Annotated in this window: 1 protein-coding gene; it reads right to left on the bottom strand. The window is 73.9% G+C overall.

Annotated elements, in window-relative coordinates; translation table 11 throughout:
• The coding region (locus tag ABD323_RS45345; RefSeq protein WP_344447768.1) for an urease subunit gamma at nt 1-92 on the bottom strand (92 nt) is incomplete at its 3' end.
• Nucleotides 93-521 lie beyond the last annotated feature (429 nt).

The raw sequence follows: 521 nt of genomic DNA, 5'->3' as shown, positions 1-521 counted from the left end.
TTCAACCGGACGCCGCGGGCGCGCCGGGCCCGGGCCAGTTCGGCGGCTGTGAAGATCAGCAGCCGGTCCCGTTCGGTGGGGGTGAGTCGCACGGTGCCTCGCTCGCGGTCGCCGGGTTAGAACGTCGTTCAAACTCCTGTCGGCCATTGAACCTGCATCGGGCCGCCGTGTCCAGCCTTGCCCGGCTTGCGAGGTTCTGCGCGTCGGGGTGACCGCGTCGGGGGTCACCCGTCCGCCGGAGTCGACGCGACGGGTGGCCCCGGGGTGTCGTCACCGCGCCTCGGAGAGCTCGCGCCACCAGCTGACGGATTGTCAGCACGGCGGGGACGCCAAACCACGGACCGGATCACTCGCCCCGCCCCGAGCCCCCGTTCGCTCCGGCCGACGGGCCGCGCACCGTTGCGGCACCGGTGATCGGGACTCACGATGGGAGCAGCGGCCGGCGCCGCCGGGGGCGTCCGGTGCCGGCCGGGTCCGGGGGCGTACCTGGGGGGCGACCTGATGGAGAGTCAACAGCCGGG

It is taken from the genome of Kitasatospora nipponensis, from assembly GCF_039528135.1.
Lineage (GTDB): Bacteria > Actinomycetota > Actinomycetes > Streptomycetales > Streptomycetaceae > Kitasatospora > Kitasatospora nipponensis.
Note: the sequence above shows the minus strand (reverse complement) of the source record. Positions and strands in the feature narration are given on the sequence as shown.